Consider the following 19,033-nt stretch of genomic DNA (forward strand, 5'->3'; position numbering starts at 1 on the left):
TAACTTATACGTTTTCTGGTGGGGATTGTCACGCGATCCCCCAACATTTTGTGCCGGAATCTGAGGGTTGGCACAGATCAAAGCCGATCCAGATCCGCCGCGATATCAGCGGCAATTTCCGCCGCGTTCACATCGCTTCGCTCTGCCGACAATCGCAGGCCCAGAATGTCGGACTGATAGCGCGCGGCCAGACGGTCCGGGTCGTGGTCGGGTCCGATTTCGCCAGCCTCCTGCGCGCGGCGAAACAGCGTCGCGAAACAGTCCTTCATCTCGGCCATATGGCACCCGGCCCTGTCGGCCAATTCGTGCCCTTTGGCCTGCAGTTCGGCATAGGTCTTGGCCAGCATACAGGCCCGCGCGGGCATCTCGCCTTCGTCGATCACCACATGCGGCTGCGCCTTGAGCGCCCTCAACGGCCCCATTTCATCCGCCATCGCCATCAGACGGGCAACGCCATCCTGCGCGTATCGCTGCAGCGTCAGCGCATAAAGCGCATCCTTGGACCCGAAGGCCGCATAGAAACTGCCGGGTTTCAGGTTCAACTCGCGCTCAAGATCTTTCAGTGAGGTTCCGGCCCAGCCCTGCCGCCAGAACAGATCCCTTGCCTGCGCAATCAGCGCGTCGCGGTCATATGAAGGCTTGCGGGGCATCGGCTTCACCAATTCTTGAACGTTCGCTCAAATATATACTTGAGTGATCGCTCAAAAAAGCCTAAATACGACTCATCGCGCCAGAAACAGGAGCTTTGACATGGCAAACTTCCCCTCTCATGACCTCGAAACCGCCCCGGAAGGGTCGAAACCGCTGCTGGAAAAGTCACAGGCCGCTTTTGGCCGTCTGCCCGGCCTGCACAAGGTGATGGCGGAAAGCCCGCAGCATCTTGAGGGCTATCAGGTCCTGCACGGCTTGTTCCTGCAGACCGATTTCGACAATGACGAGAAAACCGTGGTCTGGCAGACGATCAACGTGGAAAACGAATGCCATTACTGCGTGCCCGCCCATACCGGCATCGCCAAGATGATGAAGGTCTCGGACGAGATCACCGAAGCGCTGCGCAACGAAACGCCGCTGCCGACTGCAAAACTGGAAACGCTTCGCACGTTCACTCTGCAAGTGATGCAAAGCCGCGGAAACCCGAATGAAGAACAACTGCAAGCCTTCTTCGACGCCGGCTATTCCCACCGCGCGGTTCTGGACGTGGTTCTGGGTCTTGCGCAGAAAACCATGTCGAACTACGTCAACCACATGGCCCAGACCCCGGTTGACGAGGTCATGCGCGGCTTCCTGTGGGAACGCAAAATCAGCGAACCGGCCTAAGCCGTCACGACCGAGCCCTCATCGCCTTCGGTGACAGTCAGCGTCTGGGCCCGGTCTCCCAATTCGGCAAACAACTCAGGCCCGGTGCCCGTCATCCAGGCCTGAGCCCCCAGCGCGCAAATCTCGTCATACAGCGCCGCGCGCCGCTCCGCATCCAGATGCGCGGCCACCTCGTCCAGCAAGACAATCGGCGGTGCCCCCACCATCCCGGCCAACGCGCGCGCGTTCGACAGGATCAGAGACACCAGCAACGCCTTCTGCTCACCCGTCGAGCAATCCTTGGCCGGCACGCCCTTGGCGGCAAAGACCCCGTACAGATCCGAACGATGCGGCCCCACCAAGGTCCGTCCTGCGGCCAGATCGCGAAACCGGCTTTCGTCCAACGCCTCGCGCAAGTCCTGCGCGGTTTCGGGCATCGCGCCCTCGGTCTGCACCAGTTCCAGATCAGCCGAGGGAAACGCTGTTTCCGCCTGATCCTGCGCGACCCGCAGATGCCCCAGCGCCGCCAGCCGGGCAGCATGAATACGATGGCCCGTCTCGGCCATCTGCCCCTCCAACGCCGCATACCAATGGGCATCCCGCACCTGCTCTTTCAGCAAACGGTTCCGTTCCCGCATCGCCTTTTCATAAGTCAGCGAGGCTTCGGCATGCGACGGATCAAAACTCAGCGCGATCCGGTCCAGAAACCGCCGCCGCCCCTCGGCCCCTTCGATCCAAAGCCGGTCCATCGACGGGATCAGCCAGACCACCCGCGCCAGCTTGCCCAGATCGATCTGACTGGCGGCTTTCTCATCAATCCGAACCTGCCGCGCCGCGCCGCCTTCGGACCAGGTCTCGACCTCATACCGCTGCCCCTGCGTCCGCAACAGGCCGGACAGCTTCCACCCCAACGCCTCGGGCCGCCGGGTCATCTCGGCCGCGCTGGCCCGCCGCATCCCGCGCCCCGGCGAAAACAACGACACCGCTTCCAGAATATTGGTCTTCCCGGCCCCGTTCGGCCCGTGAATCGCCACCGGCCGCCCGTCCAACGACAACCGCGCCAGCTTATGAGACCGAAAATGCGAGACCGTAAGCTCGGTCAGGGCCAATCCCATGACCCCTCCCTTCATCTTTTCAAAAATACTCCCGCCGGAGGCATCGCGCGCCAGCGCGATCAGACGCGCATCGGCATGACCACATAGACCGCGCTCTGATCATTGCCTTCGCGCATCAGGGTCGGGTCCCCCGCCGAATTGAACAGGAACACCGCATTCTCGCGATCCACCTGCGAGGCAATCTCAAGCAGGTACTTGGCGTTGAACCCGATCTCCAGCCGCTCATCGCCATAGGCCACGGCCAGTTCTTCCTCAGCCGCACCGCTATCCGGCGCATTGACCGACAGCACCAGCTTGTCGCCATCCAGTTGCAGCTTCACCGCGCGGGACCGCTCGGACGATACCGTCGCCACCCGATCCACTGCCTGCGCAAACTCCGCCGCATCCACTTCCAGCTTGCGCGTGTTGCCCTGCGGAATGACCCGCGTGTAATCGGGGAAAGTTCCGTCGATCACTTTCGAGGTCAGCGTGATATCCGGCGTGGCAAAACGCACCTTGGTTTCGCTGACCGAAACGGCGATGTCCATCTCGTCATCATCCAGCAGCTTGCGCAGTTCCCCCACGGTCTTGCGCGGCACGATCACGCCGGGCATATCCGCCGCCCCCTCGGGGCAATCCGCATCGATCCGCGCCAGACGGTGGCCATCGGTGGCCACGCAGCGCAGCACCTTGCTGCCATCGGACCCATCGGTCACATGCATATAGACGCCGTTCAGGTAATACCGCGTCTCTTCCGTCGAAATCGCAAATTTCGACTTGTCGAACAGCCGCCGCAGCAGAGCTGCCGAGGCGGTGAAGTTCGACTGATATTCCGAGGACGCCATCACCGGAAAATCCTCTTTCGGCAAGGTCGCCAGCGAGAAATTCGACCGCCCCGCCTCAACCGTCAGACGCCCTGCCGCGCTGTCGGCGGTCAGCGTAACCAGCGCCCCGTCCGGCAGCTTGCGTACAATCTCGTGCAGGGTGGTTGCGGCGACGGTGGTTGCCCCCGCTTTCTCGACCTGCGCCGGGGCCTTGTCGACCACTTCGATGTCCAGATCGGTGGCGCGGAACTGGACCTGGTCGCCCTCGGCCTCGATCAGCACATTGGCAAGTATGGGAATGGTGTTGCGCCGTTCGACAACAGATTGGGCCTGCGAAACGGCCTTGAGAAGGGTGCCGCGTTCGATGCTGATCTTCATACCCTCAATTCCTCTGACTTGCGTGCCGAAATGGGCGGGACTGGCACGTTAGCGGTTCCGCCCTGAGGCACAAGGATTTTTTACCGATTTCTGGGTCGGAATACCGCAACCGTCAAGGGTCGCGTGATCGTTCCGACACAGTTCATTCCCCGACCGTGGAGAAATGCGCACAAGAAAACGCCCCGGGCCGATGGTCCGGGGCGTCACTGAGTGGTTTGGGGATGTGACTCAGGCTTCCAGCGACCGGCGCAGCATCTCGACATCTTCGGCAATCTGGCCGTCGGTCAGCTTCAACTCTTCGATCCGCTTGACGCCATGCATCACGGTGGTGTGGTCACGACCGCCAAAACGGCGGCCAATTTCGGGCAGGGACCGGCTGGTCAGCTGCTTGCACAGATACATCGCCACCTGACGCGGGCGGGCATAGGACCGCAGGCGCTTGGGGCCGATAATGTCGGACAGGCGGATGTTGTAGTATTCAGAGACCTTGCGCTGGATCTCTTCGACGGTGATCTTGCGCTCGGACATGCGCAGCACATCTGCCAGACAATCCTGCGTCAGATCCATATCGATCTCGCGCCCGACCAGCGAGGCGAAGGCAAAGAGACGGGTCAGCGCCCCTTCCAGCACCCGCACATTGGTCGAGATGCGCTGCGCCAGGAATTCCAGCACGCCGTCGGCGATGGTCAGGTCGGGATATGTGCTGCTGTAATGCTGGACCTTGTTCTGCAGGATGCCCAGACGCAGCTCGTAGTCGGTCGGGTGCAGGTCCACCACCAGACCGCATTGCAGGCGCGATTTCACCCGGTCCTCAAGGTCCTTGATTTCACCGGGCGCGCGGTCGGCCGAGATGATGATCTGTTTGTTCTGGTCCACCAGCGCGTTGAAGGTGTGAAAGAACTCTTCCTGCGTCGAATCCTTGCCGGCGATGAACTGCACGTCATCGACCATCAGCACATCGACCGAGCGGAACAGGTGCTTGAAATCCATCATCCGGCGCTCGCGCAGGGCTTTGACAAAGCGGTACATGAACTGTTCAGCCGACAGGTACAGCACGTTCAGGTCTGGATGCTTGGTTTTCAGCTCCCAGGCAATCGCGTGCATCAGGTGGGTCTTACCCAATCCGACGCCGCCATACAGAACCAGCGGGTTGAAGGTGACCGGCCCGCCCTCGGAGACACGGCGCGCGGCGGCATGGGCCAGTTCGTTGGGCTTGCCCACCACGAAGCTGTCAAAGGTGAACCGCTTGTCCAAAGGCGCCGCCTGCAGCGACTCGAACGCATCCGGCCCAGCATCTGTCTGCGGCGCAGTCGGTACGGCAGAGTTGAACTCGGGCACGGCATCGGCAACGGGTGAGGGCCGCGCCGGTGAATTGGCGGCAACACGGAAATCCAGACGCTGCACTGCCTCACCCGAGGTGTTCAGCTCGTATATAATGAGGTCCGCAAAATTTTGGCTGACATAGTTGCCCATGAAATTCGTCGGCACCGAGAACACCGCCACACCATCCTGCAACTCCTTAAATTCCAGGGGTTCGATCCAGGTGGTGTAGTTGTTCCGACCAACAACCTTGAGCAACTTGTTACGCAGTAGTCCCCATTTCTCTTGTGTCATTCAGCGCCTCACGCATCCCATTCTTTATTGGCCTGTCGGCCTTATTGACTATGTCCCGGTCGCCCGGTTTATGGATTCACACGCGCAAAGGTATCCCAGCGCCGGACCTGACGGTTCGGCGGGTCTGTCCCAAGTAAAGTTCGGTGCTTGCCGGCACATGAAGCGACCCATAGCAGGGGCCGCCCGGTAAACCGGGGCGCACGTCACAATCGCATTTTTTGACAGGGCCAAGGCCAACGGTTACACCGCGACCAGTAGCAGATCGGCAGCCCCGGCTTGCGCCGGATGACGACTTTGGTTCCACGATCATCCTGATGCCCGTCAGTCCGATCCCGGAAACAGCCTGTCCCCCCAAGCGAGTGAATCGCTAGAATAGTGGTAACAAGACGAGACAGGGCGCGGCAACGAAACTCTGATATTGACTCGCGGTTCCGCCCGAAAGAATCTCTCGGTTTTGTGAAGGCGCGGTATTCTGGCAACAGGTGAAAAAAGGCGCCGCTACTCGCGGCGCCTTTCAAATTGGTTCAGCCTTTCTGACGTGACCTAAGGTCAATCAAAAGACTTAGCCCAGCGCTTTGACGCGCGCCGACAGGCGGGACATTTTGCGCGAAGCGGTGTTCTTGTGGAAGACGCCTTTGGTGACGCCGCGCATCAGTTCGGGCTGAGCCGCGCGCAGGGCTGCGGTCGCTGCGTCCTTGTCGCCCGAGGCGATTGCTTCTTCGACTTTGCGCAGATAGGTGCGGATGCGCGAACGGCGTGCTTTGTTAACGGCGAAACGCTTTTCGTTCTGACGCGCGCGCTTCTTTGCCTGGGGCGAATTTGCCATGTGTCTCTGACCTTTTGTTCGGTACGGTTATCTAGGGTTGCGCGCCACGGAATTATCCGCACCGGATCAGAAATCACGAGTGTGAGTCGGGCCAGGCGGGCCGCACGCGCATGTATAGCGGCGCTACCTATCCAAGTTTTGGGGGTTTGCCAAGCCGATTCTTGGCCAGCGCATAGCGGCCATGAAAAAGGCGGGCCGCGCCCGCCTGTCCCTGTCTGCTTTACTTGTCGCGGAACTGGGCAGAACGTTTTTCCAGAAACGCCGCCATGCCCTCTTTCTGGTCTTCGGTGGCGAACATCGAATGGAACACCCGGCGTTCGAACAACATCCCTTCGCTCAGCGGCAGTTCATAGCTGCGGTTCACCGCCTCTTTCGCCGCCATGGCGGTCAGCTGCGATTTCTCGGCGATTTTCTGCGCCGCGCCCACGGCCTCTTCCACCAGCTTCTTGGCGGGGACGATACGGCTGACCAGCCCGGACCGCTCGGCCTCTTCCGCGTCCATGAAGCGACCGGTCAGGTTCATGTCCATCGCCTTGGACTTGCCGACGAACCGCGTCAGGCGCTGGGTTCCGCCCAAACCGGCAATGACGCCCAGATTGATCTCGGGCTGACCGAACTTGGCGGTATCCGCCGCGATGATGAAATCGCACATCATGGCCAACTCGCATCCGCCGCCCAGCGCATAGCCCGCAACCGCCGCGATGATCGGCTTGCGGATGGCGGTGATCCGGTCGTTTGCGTCGCCGAACAGGTTCTGGCCATAGACCTGAACAAAGCTCATCTCGGACATCTCCTTGATGTCCGCACCTGCGGCAAAGGCCTTGTCCGACCCGGTGATGACGATACACCGTACCTTGTCGTTTCCGTCAGCCTCTTCCAGCGCCGTGCACAGCTCAGCCATCAGCTGGGTGTTCAGCGCATTCATAGCGTCCGGTCTGTTCAGCTTGATAAGGGCGACGTGGTCTTCGGTTTCGACGATGATCGTCTCAAAAGCCATGAGGTGTAAGCTTCCGGTTGTTCAGTTCAGCTACGATTCCTTACCACGCGATTTCGCTGGATCAAGTTATCTTTGGCATTGCGCACAATAGAAGGATGAGCGACCGGACTGGGTGATTCTCTTGATCACCGCATCACATCCTTCGGTGCGGCAGGGCTCGCCTTCGCGGCCATAGACATCGAAGCTGTGCTGAAAATATCCAAGCTCTCCATCGGCTTGCCGGAAGTCGCGCAGGGATGAACCGCCTGCTTCGATCGCGTCCCGCAGCACCTGCCGGATGATCGGAACCAGGGCTGCGACCCGCGCCGCAGAAATCTGCCCGGCTTTGCGACGTGGCGACACATGGGCGCGATAAAGCGCCTCGCAGACGTAGATATTGCCCAGACCGGCAACGATTCCCTGATCCAGCAGCGCCGATTTGACCGGGGTGTTTTTGCCTTTGAACGCAGCGATCAGGTGCTGCTCATGAAAGTCATTGCCCAGCGGTTCCGGCCCCAGAACCGACAGCAGCTTGTGCTGTTCCGCCGTGGCCGTGGGAAGCAGGTCCATCGCCCCGAACCGGCGCGGATCGTTGAAGGTGATGCGCGCGCCATTGGCCATGTGAAACACCACGTGGTCATGTTTTTCAGGCATCGGATGATCGTGAACGAACTGCCCCAGCGGATCCCCCGACACCGTCATCCGCCCAGACATCCCCAGATGGATCAGCAGGCTCTCTCCGCTGCTGAGATCGGCAAGGATGTATTTCGACCGCCGCCGCAACCGATCCACCCGCTGCCCGGTCAGCCGTTCCGCCATCCGATCCGGGAACGGCCAGCGCAGATCGGGCCGGTTCACATCCGCCCGTTCGATCACCACCCCCTCCATCGCAGGGCTCAGGCCGCGTCTTACTGTCTCGACCTCGGGCAATTCGGGCATTAGATGGCTCCTATTCCAAAGGGCCGCATTGTGCCCGCCTCTTATGGCCCTATAACAGAGGCGAAATTCGACGAACGGCAAGGCAAATGTCCGACAACAGCGACAAGACCACTCATTTCGGGTTCGAAACCGTGCGCGAGGCCGACAAGGCGGGCCGCGTACAGGGCGTGTTCAACTCGGTCGCCTCGAAATACGATGTGATGAACGATGTCATGTCCATGGGCATCCACCGGGTCTGGAAGGACGCGATGATGGATTGGCTCGCCCCGCGCCCCGGCCAGCGGCTGCTGGATGTGGCGGGCGGCACCGGCGACATTTCCTTCCGCTTCCTGAAACGCGCGGGCCATGGCCACGCCACCGTGCTGGACCTGACCGAGCCGATGCTGGTCGAAGGCCGCCAGCGCGCCGAAGCCGACCAGATGGCCGACAGCCTGAACTGGGTGGTGGGCGACGCGATGGCCCTGCCGTTCGAGGACAACACCTTCGACGTCTACACCATTTCCTTCGGCATCCGGAACGTGACCCGCCCGCAAGAGGCTTTGAACGAGGCGTTCCGGGTCCTCAAACCCGGCGGCCGCCTGATGGTGCTGGAATTCAGCCAGCTGCCCGATGACGGGCTGCAGAAGCTCTATGATCTCTACAGCTTCAACGTCATCCCGCGCATGGGCAAGCTGATCGCGAATGACTACGACAGCTATCAGTATCTTGTGGAATCGATCCGCAAATTTCCCGACCAAGAGACATTTCTGAACATGATCCGCAGTGCCGGGTTCGAAAACGCCAAATACCGCAACCTGAGCATGGGTATCGCAGCGCTTCATTCCGGCTGGAAAATCTAGATGCGCGGCCCTCACAACATCATCCGCCTGATCCGCACAGGCGCCACGCTCGAGCGCACGGGTGCCATGAACGTGGTGCTGGACGCATTCGAAGCCCCGCGCGCCCTGCGCATCGTGGCGCATGCGCTTGGCAAGCCGTTTCAATGGCTGGGCTACAAGGGCGACCCTGATATGCCGCCCGCAACCCGCGCCCTTACCGCGATGGGTCCGGCCTATATCAAGTTCGGTCAGGTGCTTTCGACCCGCCCGGATGTCGTCGGAAACGAATTGGCCGAACAGCTTCGGGTGCTGCAGGACAAGCTGCCGCCTTTCCCCCGCGTTCAGGCCATGGCCGAGGTCGAAAAGGAACTTGGCCAGCCCGTTGACGAGATTTTCAGCGAATTCAGCGAACCCATCGCCGCCGCCTCGATCGCGCAGGTCCACAAGGCCAAGCTGACCAGCACCGGCGAGGAGGTGGCCGTCAAGGTCCTGCGCCCGGGCATCGAACGCGCCTTCCGCAAAGATGTCGATGCCTTCTATTTCGCCGCCCGCATCGTCGCCCTCTGCGCCCCCGGCGCGCGCCGTCTGCGTCCGATGGAGGTGATCGAACATTTCGACGGTGTCGTGCGCGGTGAACTGGATCTGCGGCTGGAAAGCGCCGCCGCTTCGGAATACGCCGCCAACACCAAGGACGACGCCGGGTTCTGGCTGCCGCCAGTGGTCTGGTCCCTGTCCGCGCGCCGGGTGATGACGCTCAGCTGGGCCGACGGTATCCCGCTGGGCGACAATGACGCGCTGGACGCCGCCGGGCACAACCGCCGGGACCTTGCTGAGCGGGTTCTGCGCATGTTCCTGCTGCACGCCCTGCGCGACGGCTATTTCCATGCCGACATGCATCAGGGCAACCTCAAGGTCGCCGCCAACGGCGATATCATCGCCTATGACTACGGCATCATGGGCCATATCGACGAATACACCCGCCGGGTCTATGCCGAGATCCTCTTCGGCTTCATCCGCCGCGACTACAAGCGCGTGGCCGAGGTGCATTTCGAGGCCGGATACGTCCCCGCCAACCAGGATGTCGACGAATTCGCCCGCGCCCTGCGCGCGGTGGGCGAGCCGATCTTCGGCATGGACGCCACCCACATCTCGATGGGCCGCCTGCTGAACTACCTGTTCGAAGTCACCGAGCGGTTCGGCATGGAAACCCGCACCGAACTGATCCTGCTGCAACGGACCATGGTGGTGGTCGAAGGCGTCGCGCGGTCCCTCGACCCGCATATCAACATCTGGGAGGTCGCCCGCCCGGTGGTCGAGGACTACATCAAGCAATCCATCGGCCCCCGCGCGGCCCTGCGCGATTTCGGCAAGACCGCTCTGGTGCTGGCCCGCTTCGGCCCGCGCCTGCCTGCATTGGTGGAAAGCGCCCTGATTGCCCAGACCCGGAAAGATGACGCGGATCAGTCCTTGCTGAGGTCCTCGGCCCTGCCCGCAATCCTCGGCGCGGCCGCAGGCGCGGCGGTCGTTCTGATCCTGACGGCAATCAGCTAAACCCGGTCCGCCCCTTCATCTGGCCAAAAATATCTTCGGGGGGAATCGCGCCAGCGGCGCGATGGGGGCCAGACAGCCCCCCCTGCCACGGTTTCGATCAGAGCCGCTCGATGGCAATAGCGATCCCCTGACCGCCACCAATGCACATGGTGATCAGCCCTTTGGACCCGCCGGTACGCTCCAGCTCATAAAGCGCCTTCAGCGTGATGATCGCACCGGTTGCCCCAACCGGGTGACCCAGAGCAATCGCACCGCCATTGGGGTTCACCTTGCCCGCATCCAGACCCAGTTCCTTGTTCACGGCCAGCGCCTGCGCCGCAAAGGCCTCGTTGCTTTCGATCACGTCGAAATCAGCAATCGAAAGACCTGTCTTGGCCAGCAGGTTCTGCACCGCCGGAACCGGACCGATTCCCATCACCTCGGGCCGCACGCCAGCATGCGCATAACCCAAAATCCGCGCCTTGGGCTTGAGCCCTGCTTTCTCGGCCGCATCCGCCGTCGCCAGAACCATCGCCGCCGCGCCATCGTTGATGCCCGAGGCATTGCCCGCCGTCACGCGGCCCTCTTTCTTGAAGACCGGGCGCAGACCGGCCAAAACCTCGGCGGTGGTGGCCTTGGGATGCTCATCGACCTTGAAATCGACCATGTCGCGCTTGACCTTCACCTGAACCGGCGCGATCTGGCTGTCGAAATACCCGGCCTCAATCGCTGCGGCAGCGCGGGTCTGGCTGGTGACGGCAAAGGCGTCCATCTGCTCGCGGGTGATCCGATGCTCGTCGGCGACGTTTTCAGCGGTCACACCCATATGCCCGGTGCCGAACGGGCAGTTCAGCGCCCCAAGCATCATGTCCAGCGCGGTCACGTCGCCCATCTTCGCCCCCCACCGCGCCTGTGGCACGACATAGGGGCTGCGCGACATGCTCTCGGCCCCGCCCGCGACGGCAAATTCCGCGTCGCCCAGCATCAGGGACTGCGCCGCCGACACAATCGCCTGCGCGCCCGATCCGCACAGCCGGTTCACGTTCATCGCCGGTGTCTCATCCGGAATACCGGCCTGTTTGGCCGCGGCGCGCGACAGGTACATGTCGCGCGGCTCGGTATTGATGACATGGCCGAACACGACATGCCCGATCTGCCCGCCTTCGACCCCGGACCGCTCCAGCGCCGCTTCGGTGGCAACGGTCGCCAGATCAATCGGAGCGGTCGAGGCCAGCGCGCCGCCAAAAGTCCCGATGGCGGTGCGCGCACCGTCCAGAATCACCACGTCAGTCATCTGTTTCTCCTCCAGAATATGCGCGCATTATGCACCTGCAGCATGATCTGCCCAGAGGACTCACTGTCACGCCCGGAATTGACATCCGCCCGCTCAGCGCGCATGAAATTCCGTCATGACGGAAAACACTGACGATATTCTGACACGCCTGCCCGCCCGCCTGAAAGAAGCCCGCCGCGCGCGCGGCCTGTCGCTTGAAGCTGTGGCCAACCTGAGCGGCGTGTCCCGTTCGATGGTCAGCCAGATCGAGCGGGGCGAAAGCAGCCCCACGATCTCGACCCTGTGGAACCTGACCCGCGCCTTGCAGGTCGATTTTGCCGGATTACTGGAAGACAACGACACGGCGGACCAGATCGAGGTGTTGCGGAAATCCGAAGTGCCCAGCATCGACAATATGGGCAAGCATTGCCGCATCCAGATCCTGTCCCCGCCGGAAGAGGCCGGGGGCCACGAAGTCTATGACATCCGCTTCGACACGGACGGCGCGCTGAACAGCCAGCCCCACGCGCGCGGGGCGCAGGAACAGCTGACGGTGCTGGACGGGTCGGTACGCGTGACCTCGGGTTCTGCCACGACAGATTTGAACAAGGGCGACACCGCCCGGTATGCGGCGGACGTCCTGCATTCGATCAGCTCCACAGGGGGGCCGGCCCGCGTGTTTCTGATCGTCAAAAACGCCTGAGCTCGGCAGATTTCCGCCTTCACGGAAATTTCTCCGTAATCTTGTCATTCCCCTATTTGGGAATTACATCCGTTATGTTAGATATGCGACTCAGATAAAGGAGACCGCCATGGCCGATGCATTCCTGTCCCACATCACGGACACACTCGCCCAGATCGAAGCTGAAGGTCTGTACAAGCGCGAGCGAATGATCACCTCGCCCCAGGGCGGTGAGATCACGGTGGGCGACAAACAGGTCATCAACCTGTGCGCCAACAACTATCTGGGTCTGGCCGACCACCCGGCGCTGATCGACGCCGCCAAAGGCGCGATGGAGCCCAAGGGGTTCGGCATGGCCTCGGTCCGGTTCATCTGCGGCACGCAGGACATTCACCGCGAGCTGGAACAGAAGCTGGCGCAGTTTCTGAACAAGGACGATGCGATCCTGTTCGCCGCCTGTTTCGATGCCAATGGCGGCCTGTTCGAGCCCCTTCTGGGCCCCGAGGACGCCATCATTTCAGACAGTCTGAACCACGCCTCGATCATCGACGGGGTGCGGCTGTGCAAAGCCAAGCGCTATCGCTATCTGAACAACGACATGAACGACCTCGAAGCCTGGCTGAAACAGGCGCGCGAGGATGGGGCGCGGCATATCATGATCGCCACCGATGGCGTGTTCTCGATGGATGGCTATCTGGCCAACCTGCCGAAAATCCGCGAGCTGGCCGACAAGTATGATGCCATCGTCATGGTCGATGACTGCCACGCCACCGGCTTCATGGGACCGAACGGGGCCGGAACGCCGGATCATTTCGGTGTCGATGTGGACATTCTGACGGGAACCTTGGGCAAGGCACTTGGGGGGGCAATCGGCGGTTATATCGCCGGGCCGCAGCCAGTGATCGACCTGCTGCGGCAGCGGGCGCGGCCCTATCTGTTCTCAAACTCGCTGCCACCCTCCATCGTCGCTGCCGGGCTCGAGGCGATCCGGCTGGTCGAAGAAGGCGACATGCTGCGCGCGCAACTGTTCGGCAATGCCAAATACTGGCGCGCCGGGCTGGAAAAGCTGGGCTTTGACCTGCTGCCGGGCGAGCATCCGATCATCCCGGTCATGCTGGGCGAGGCTACGCTGGCACAGGACATGGCCGCAAAGCTGTTCGACGAAGGCGTCTATGTCTCGGGCTTTTTCTTTCCCGTGGTCCCGCGCGGGCAGGCCCGGATCAGAACGCAGATGAATGCGGCGCTGACCCGCGATGAACTGGACCGCGCATTGGCGGCCTTTGGCAAGGTCGGCAAGGATTTGGGGGTGATCTGATGCGACCCAACACCATGAAAGCGCTGGAGAAATCCAAACCCGAGGAAGGCCTGTGGATGGTGCAGGCCCCGGTGCCCGAGATCGGCCCGGACGAGGTTCTGATCCGCGTCAACAAGACCGGCATCTGCGGCACAGATATCCATATCTGGAACTGGGATGAGTGGGCCGCGTCCACGGTTCCGGTTCCGATGATCACCGGACACGAGTTTGCCGGTGAGATTGTCGAGATCGGGCGAAATGTGACCGGCCTCGAAATCGGGCAGCGTTGCTCGGGCGAGGGGCACCTGATCACCACCGATAGCCGCCAGAGCCGCGCGGGCAAATTTCATCTGGACCCGGGCACGCGCGGGATCGGGGTGAACGAGCAGGGTGCATTTGCGCAATACCTCAAGCTGCCCGCCTTCAACGTGGTGCCCCTGCCCGATGATGTTCCGGATGAGATCGGAGCTATTCTTGATCCGCTGGGCAATGCCGTCCACACCGCGCTCAGCTTCGATCTGCTGGGTGAGGACGTGCTGATCACCGGCGCGGGCCCCATCGGCATCATGGCCGCCGCCGTCGCCCGCCACGCAGGCGCGCGGCATGTGGTGATCACCGATATCAACCCCGACCGTCTGAAACTGGCCGAACATGTGGTGCCGACGGTGCGCACAGTGGATGTTTCGAAAGAGGATCTGCAGGACGTCATCACCGAATTGGGCATGACCCAAGGCTTTGACGTGGGGCTTGAAATGTCGGGCTCGCAAATCGCGCTGGACCAGATGGTCGAGGCGTTGGTGATGGGCGGCAAGATCGCCTTGCTGGGGATTCCGCCCGGCAAATCTCCCGTGGACTGGTCGCGCATCGTGTTCAAGGCCATCACCATCAAAGGCGTCTATGGGCGCGAGATGTTCGAGACCTGGTACAAGATGATCGCCATGTTGCAGAACGGTCTGGATGTCAGCCGGGTGATCACCCATCAGATGAAGGTGGATGACTTCGCCGAAGGTTTTGCCGCGATGAAATCCGGCCAATCCGGCAAGGTTGTGCTGGACTGGACCTGAAAGCGGTTGATTTCGCGCACAGGCTGCACAAGGAATACCCTATCGCAAAAAGGGGGCGTTCCATGCTGTATCGCGGATTTTCACAGGACGAACTGGATCAGGAATATTCCCCCCGGTCTATGATCGGCGGCGACCTGACGCCCTATATCGACAGCTACGCCGCGCTGAGCGCGCAGCACCGGGCGCAGATGACCTGCCACGAGAATCTGGCCTATGGCGACAGCCCCGCGCAGGTGCTGGATTTCTTTCCGGCAAAAGGCGCGGGCGCTCCGCTGCATGTCTTTATCCACGGCGGGTACTGGCAGGCCCTCAGCCAGCGCGAGTCGGCCATGATGGCCCCGGCGCTGATTGAGGCTGAACACTCTTTTGCCACGCTGAACTACACGCTCGCCCCCGATGCGCGCATTGGGGACATGGTCGAAGAATGCCGCGATGCGCTGCTGTGGCTGGCCTCGCAGGCCGGTGCGCTGGGGTTCGACCCCTCGCGGATCACCCTGTCGGGGCACAGCGCGGGTGCGCATCTTTCGGCCATGGTCATGGCAACCTCGGCCGATGCGCTGGCGCGGGCCGGGTTGCGGGTGCGCGATGTCATTCTGATCAGCGGGATCTACGATCTGGAACCGATCAGCCTGACCCCGGTCAACGATCCGCTGCAACTGACCCCGGTCGAGGTGCACGACCTGTCCCCCAACCTGCACCTGCCCGCCCCCGGCCCGCGCTACCGCGTGACCGTGGCCGAGCGCGACACGCCCGAGTTCGTCCGCCAGAGCCGGGATTATGCGGAACGGCTGCGCAAGGGCGGGCATTCGGTCAGTTTCGATCTGCAAAAGGGGATGCAGCATTTCGATATCATCATGCATCCGGGGACATTTTTGCCTGTATCGTAGGAGTTGAGCACCCGATGAAGCGCCAACGTTTCGAGGTGCTTTGACGTCCTAAGCCGCTACGGCGCTGGTCACCACAGCCGGGATCGGCACATCCCAGACAGGCCCGGCGCCGTGCTTTTCCAGCACCCGGGCCACAACGGCGTTGCGGATTGCCGTGGCGTTTTCTTCCGGTTGCGGACGCAACAGCGCGCCACCGCGTGCTGTGCCGTCGCGGAAGTAGTCAAACGGCGCACCGGGATCCTCGACACGCCACATCGACGCGACGGTTGTGCAAGAGCAGTCCTGAAACCCGGCGGCGTCCAATACCGGAAAGGACAGCCCCGGATCGGCATAGTCATTGGCCCCGGGTCCCGGAGACAACGTGATTTCAGGGTGCCCATGCATCGCAATCGCGTCGAAGACGTACCCAAGCGCCGTATCCACCTCGGGTCCGCACCAGACAGAAAAAGCCAGTCTCCCACCGGGGCGCAACACGCGACGCGCCTCATGCAACACCGCCGGTGGATCGGGGACATGCGGGATTCCGAAGCCGATGGTCACGGCGTCGAATTCCCCATCCGCAAACTCCAGCTGCACCGCGTCGCCCGCGACAAAACACGCCTGCGGCACCGCTGCCCGCGCCATTTCGAGCATGGCGGGCGAGAAGTCGACGCCGGTCACGTTTGCCCCGGTATTGACCAACCCGGTGGTCACATTTCCATGTCCGCAGCACAGGTCCAGCGCTTTGATGCCCGGCGCGGACGCGACCGCCGCGACAAGATGGGGAACCACCATGTTGGCCGCCTCGGCAAAGACATGCGCATAGGAGTGCGCCACATCCGCATCCGACCACTCGCGCTTTTCAAGCGCCGCGAAACTGTCTGCTTCCGTCATCCGCTTTCCTTTCTGGACGATGTGCAAGCCTACCATATTTCCTAGCTTTTTTCGCCCCTTGCCGGTCGGGCAATGCATGCTGGCACCCCGGCTTACAAGTGGACCCGGGACAATGTGGCACCCGACAACGCACAAAAAAACAGCGGCCCCGAAGAACCGCTGTTTTCAATCTCTATACAGAACCGGATCAGTCCAGCGTGCGGGTGACCTCTTCGCGTTCGAAGATTTCGATCACGTCGCCCTGGCGGATATCGTCGTAGTTTTCGAACGCCATACCGCATTCCTGACCAGACTGGACCTCGGCCACTTCGTCCTTGAAGCGTTTGAGCGTCTTCAGCGTGCCTTCGTGGATCACCACGTTGTCGCGCAGCAGGCGGACGCCCGCGGAACGCCGCGCCACGCCTTCGGTGACCAGACAACCGGCAACCTTGCCGACACCGGTGACCTTGAAGACTTCGCGGATCTCGGCATACCCGATGAACTTCTCGCGAATCTCGGCGCTCAGCAGGCCCGAGGCGGCGGCTTTCACGTCGTCCACCAGATCGTAGATCACCGAGTAATAGCGGATCTCGACACCCTTCTGGTTCGCCGTGTTCCGGGCCGAGGCGTTGGCACGGACGTTGAAGCCCATGACCGGCGCGCCCGAGGCTTCGGCAAGGCCGATATCTGTCTCGGTGATCGCACCCACGCCCGAATGCAGCACGCGCACGCGCACCTCGTCGTTGCCGATCTTTTCCATCGCCTGAACGATGGCCTCGGCAGAGCCCTGCACATCGGCTTTGACGAGGATCGGCAGCTCGGCCACGTTCTCGTCTTCCTTGGCCTTCTGCATCAGCTGCTCAAGGGTGGTCGCGGCACCGGCGGCGGCGCGTTTGTCCTTGGCGGCCTGCTCACGGTAAGCGGCAATCTCGCGGGCCTGCGCTTCGGTCTCGGTCACGTTCAGAACGTCGCCCGCTTCGGGCGTGCCGTTCAGACCCAGAACCTCGACCGGAACCGAGGGGCCAGCTTCCTTGACGCGGTCGCCCTTGTCGTTGATCAGCGCACGGACCTTACCGTATTGCTCACCCACAACGAAGATATCGCCCTGACGCAGCGTGCCGTTCTGAACCAGAACGGTGGCCACGGGGCCGCGGCCTACATCCAGCTGCGCCTCGATCACGGCACCCTGGGCAGCGCGGTCGGGGTTGGCTTTCAGTTCCAGAATCTCGGCCTGCAGCGCGATGGCTTCCAGCAGTTCGTCCAGACCCTGACCGGTGACGGCGGACACTTCAACATCCTGAACCTCACCGGACATTTTCTCGACGATCACCTCATGCTGCAGCAGATCGGTGCGCACCTTGTCCGGGTTGGCCTCGGGCTTGTCGATCTTGTTGATCGCCACGATCATCGGCACTTCGGCCGCTTTCGCGTGGTTGATCGCCTCGATCGTCTGCGGCATCACCGCATCGTCCGCAGCAACCACCAGAACCACGATATCCGTGACCTGAGCCCCGCGCGAGCGCATCGAGGTAAAGGCCGCGTGGCCCGGCGTATCCAGGAAGGTCAGCGTGGTGCCGCCATCGGTTTTCACCTGATAGGCACCGATATGCTGGGTGATGCCCCCGGCCTCACCGGCCACAACGCGCGCGTCGCGGATCGCATCCAGCAGCGAGGTCTTGCCGTGGTCAACGTGACCCATGATGGTGATGACCGGCGGACGCGGCTGCAATTCGTCTTCGCTGTCTTCGACCTCTTTGATGACGTCTTCAACATCCGAATCGGACACCCGGGTGACCTTGTGGCCGAACTCTTCGATAATCAGTTCGGCGGTGTCGGCGTCGATGGTCTGGTTCTGTGTGACCATCATGCCCATCTGCATCAGCGATTTGACAACGTCAGCCACGCGCTCGGCCATACGGTTGGCCAGTTCCGAGACCATGATCGCCTCGGGCAGCTGCACGTCGCGGATCACCTTTTCCCGTTCAACCGGGGCACCCATGGCTTTCTGGCGCGCACGCTCCTGCTTGCGCTTCATTGCGGCCATCGAGCGTTGGCGGTTGCCCTCGCCACCGGTGGCCTGACCCAGAGTCAGCTTACCGGACCGGCGGTTATCCTCACGACCCTTGCCACGGCCGCGCTGTTCGCGTTCGCGGTCCTGCTTGCGCGGCGCTGCGGCGGGCGCAGGTTTGCTGGCCGGGGCACGGGCGGCTTTGGGTTCTTCCGGCGGCGGCGCGGCGGCAGCGCGCTTGGCGGCCTCTTCGGCCTCCTGACGCTTGCGTTCTTCTTCCTCGGCCTTGGCGCGGGCGCGCTCTTCGGCTTCGCGTTGCTCGCGTTCCTTGGCTTCCTGCTCGGCGCGGCGGCGGGCGCGTTCTTCTTCCCGCGCCTTTTCCTGTGCCTCGCGCGCGGCGGCCTCTTCGGCTTCGCGCGCTTTGGCAGCCTGCAACGCCTTCATCCGGCGCGCCATTTCCGCGTCAGAGATCCCCGCAGGACGACGCGACGGATCACCCGAAGGCGCAGCCCCGCCACTTGGCTTGGCCGCACCCGGCTTGGGAACCACAACGCGTTTGCGTTTGGTTTCCACCACGACATTCTTGGTGCGTCCGTGGCTGAAACTCTGTTTCACATTTCCGGGGCGTGCCCCGCCACGAAGACCCAATGTCTTTTTGCCGTCATTCTCGCTCATAAA

Annotated in this window: 17 protein-coding genes; 7 read left to right on the forward strand and 10 right to left on the reverse strand. The window is 62.1% G+C overall.

What is annotated here, in order from left to right; translation table 11 throughout:
- Positions 1 to 77 precede the first annotated feature (77 nt).
- Entirely contained in the window at positions 78 to 650 is a 573-nt protein-coding gene (locus ACR0EZ_RS16170; RefSeq protein WP_480615002.1) for a TetR/AcrR family transcriptional regulator, read from the reverse strand.
- A gap of 100 nt (positions 651 to 750) precedes the next feature.
- Between ACR0EZ_RS16170 and ACR0EZ_RS16175 the strand changes: the two genes are divergently transcribed.
- The gene (locus ACR0EZ_RS16175) at positions 751 to 1,317 is read left to right on the forward strand and encodes a carboxymuconolactone decarboxylase family protein (RefSeq protein ID WP_480615004.1); all 567 of its coding nucleotides are present in this window, start codon (positions 751 to 753) and stop codon (positions 1,315 to 1,317) included.
- On the opposite strand, the gene recF is transcribed toward ACR0EZ_RS16175, so the two are convergent.
- The 6 genes from recF to mutM form a co-directional block, all read right to left on the reverse strand.
- Positions 1,314 to 2,411, reverse strand: coding sequence for a DNA replication/repair protein RecF (recF, locus tag ACR0EZ_RS16180; protein WP_480615237.1), 1,098 nt, complete (start codon positions 2,409 to 2,411; stop codon positions 1,314 to 1,316). The two genes, ACR0EZ_RS16175 and recF, sit on opposite strands and share 4 nt — an antisense overlap.
- Before the next feature lie 59 nt (positions 2,412 to 2,470).
- Positions 2,471 to 3,592 (reverse strand): DNA polymerase III subunit beta, encoded by a 1,122-nt coding sequence (dnaN, locus tag ACR0EZ_RS16185; RefSeq protein ID WP_480615006.1) that lies wholly within the window; start codon positions 3,590 to 3,592, stop codon positions 2,471 to 2,473.
- A 228-nt stretch (positions 3,593 to 3,820) separates the two neighbouring features.
- Positions 3,821 to 5,206 (reverse strand): chromosomal replication initiator protein DnaA, encoded by a 1,386-nt coding sequence (gene dnaA / locus ACR0EZ_RS16190; protein ID WP_480615008.1) that lies wholly within the window; start codon positions 5,204 to 5,206, stop codon positions 3,821 to 3,823.
- 562 nt (positions 5,207 to 5,768) lie between these two features.
- On the reverse strand, positions 5,769 to 6,032 hold the full coding sequence (gene rpsT, locus ACR0EZ_RS16195; protein WP_142638226.1) for a 30S ribosomal protein S20: 264 nt from the start codon (positions 6,030 to 6,032) through the stop codon (positions 5,769 to 5,771).
- A gap of 220 nt (positions 6,033 to 6,252) precedes the next feature.
- Positions 6,253 to 7,029, reverse strand: coding sequence for an enoyl-CoA hydratase (locus ACR0EZ_RS16200; RefSeq protein ID WP_480615010.1), 777 nt, complete (start codon positions 7,027 to 7,029; stop codon positions 6,253 to 6,255).
- Between the two features lie 66 nt (positions 7,030 to 7,095).
- On the reverse strand, positions 7,096 to 7,947 hold the full coding sequence (mutM, locus tag ACR0EZ_RS16205; RefSeq protein WP_480615012.1) for a bifunctional DNA-formamidopyrimidine glycosylase/DNA-(apurinic or apyrimidinic site) lyase: 852 nt from the start codon (positions 7,945 to 7,947) through the stop codon (positions 7,096 to 7,098).
- Between the two features lie 86 nt (positions 7,948 to 8,033).
- Between mutM and ubiE the strand changes: the two genes are divergently transcribed.
- The gene (ubiE, locus tag ACR0EZ_RS16210) at positions 8,034 to 8,786 is read left to right on the forward strand and encodes a bifunctional demethylmenaquinone methyltransferase/2-methoxy-6-polyprenyl-1,4-benzoquinol methylase UbiE (protein ID WP_480615014.1); all 753 of its coding nucleotides are present in this window, start codon (positions 8,034 to 8,036) and stop codon (positions 8,784 to 8,786) included.
- A complete protein-coding gene (gene ubiB, locus ACR0EZ_RS16215; protein WP_480615016.1) occupies positions 8,787 to 10,316 on the forward strand; it encodes a 2-polyprenylphenol 6-hydroxylase in 1,530 nt (509 codons plus the stop codon). It begins immediately after the preceding gene.
- A gap of 97 nt (positions 10,317 to 10,413) precedes the next feature.
- On the opposite strand, the gene ACR0EZ_RS16220 is transcribed toward ubiB, so the two are convergent.
- A complete protein-coding gene (locus ACR0EZ_RS16220; RefSeq protein WP_480615018.1) occupies positions 10,414 to 11,589 on the reverse strand; it encodes an acetyl-CoA C-acyltransferase family protein in 1,176 nt (391 codons plus the stop codon).
- 115 nt (positions 11,590 to 11,704) lie between these two features.
- Between ACR0EZ_RS16220 and ACR0EZ_RS16225 the strand changes: the two genes are divergently transcribed.
- The 4 genes from ACR0EZ_RS16225 to ACR0EZ_RS16240 all read left to right on the forward strand — a co-directional run bounded on the left by ACR0EZ_RS16225 (position 11,705) and on the right by ACR0EZ_RS16240 (position 15,495).
- The gene (locus ACR0EZ_RS16225) at positions 11,705 to 12,271 is read left to right on the forward strand and encodes a helix-turn-helix domain-containing protein (RefSeq protein ID WP_480615020.1); all 567 of its coding nucleotides are present in this window, start codon (positions 11,705 to 11,707) and stop codon (positions 12,269 to 12,271) included.
- 109 nt (positions 12,272 to 12,380) lie between these two features.
- On the forward strand, positions 12,381 to 13,565 hold the full coding sequence (locus ACR0EZ_RS16230; protein ID WP_480615022.1) for a glycine C-acetyltransferase: 1,185 nt from the start codon (positions 12,381 to 12,383) through the stop codon (positions 13,563 to 13,565).
- Between the two features lie 14 nt (positions 13,566 to 13,579).
- Positions 13,580 to 14,608 (forward strand): L-threonine 3-dehydrogenase, encoded by a 1,029-nt coding sequence (tdh, locus tag ACR0EZ_RS16235; RefSeq protein ID WP_480615239.1) that lies wholly within the window; start codon positions 13,580 to 13,582, stop codon positions 14,606 to 14,608.
- Positions 14,609 to 14,670: 62 nt separating this feature from the next.
- Positions 14,671 to 15,495, forward strand: a complete 825-nt coding sequence (locus tag ACR0EZ_RS16240) for an alpha/beta hydrolase (protein ID WP_480615024.1) — start codon at positions 14,671 to 14,673, stop codon at positions 15,493 to 15,495.
- 48 nt (positions 15,496 to 15,543) lie between these two features.
- Here the strand turns inward: ACR0EZ_RS16240 and ACR0EZ_RS16245 are convergent, their stop codons facing one another.
- Together ACR0EZ_RS16245 and infB are read right to left on the reverse strand one after the other, a co-directional pair.
- Entirely contained in the window at positions 15,544 to 16,368 is an 825-nt protein-coding gene (locus ACR0EZ_RS16245; protein WP_480615026.1) for a methyltransferase domain-containing protein, read from the reverse strand.
- 187 nt (positions 16,369 to 16,555) lie between these two features.
- Complete coding sequence (infB, locus tag ACR0EZ_RS16250) at positions 16,556 to 19,030, reverse strand: translation initiation factor IF-2 (protein WP_480615028.1); 2,475 nt, start codon at positions 19,028 to 19,030, stop codon at positions 16,556 to 16,558.
- Positions 19,031 to 19,033 lie beyond the last annotated feature (3 nt).

This window comes from Ruegeria sp. AK4, assembly GCF_056541025.1.